Raw genomic sequence first — 507 nt, forward strand, 5'->3', positions numbered from 1 at the left:
TTCTGAAGAACTATCAAAACATCAAATAAGGCAGAACGACTGCTGTCTCTTGCTAAATTTAACTTCCCTACCAATGCATCAAAAGGATAACCCTGATGCTCATAAGCACCCAGAAGAATCTCTTTCTGAATCCTTACCAAATCCAAAAAGCTGCCCTGCCCGCTAACAGGGGTACGGATAGCAAGCGTATTTAAATAAAGCCCAAGCTGGTTCTCCAAATCAGGGTGCTCTCTCCCTGCAATGGGAGTACCTATGATAATGTCATCCTGGCCTGAATATCTATATAACAAGGCATTTACTCCTGAGATTAAAGTCATAAATAAAGTAACATCCTGAACTTTTGAAAAATCCTTAAGCTTGCTTAAAAACTCCCTGCTGAAACTATGCGAAATCCTGTCACCGTTATAAGTCTTCACCAAAGGACGAACTTTAAAACTCGGAAGTTCCAAAACTGGAAGATCCCCTTTAAACTGATCTAGCCAATACTGCTCAGAACCCTGGCTTTTT

The 507-nt window shown here is 40.6% G+C and carries 1 protein-coding gene; it reads right to left on the reverse strand.

Annotated features, from left to right (window positions below; translation table 11 throughout):
* A partial coding sequence (locus AC1RRN_RS21455; protein WP_492969259.1) for a condensation domain-containing protein occupies window positions 1–507 on the reverse strand: 507 nt, incomplete at both ends.

This window comes from Flavobacterium sp. GW821-FHT11G01 (assembly GCF_058808175.1).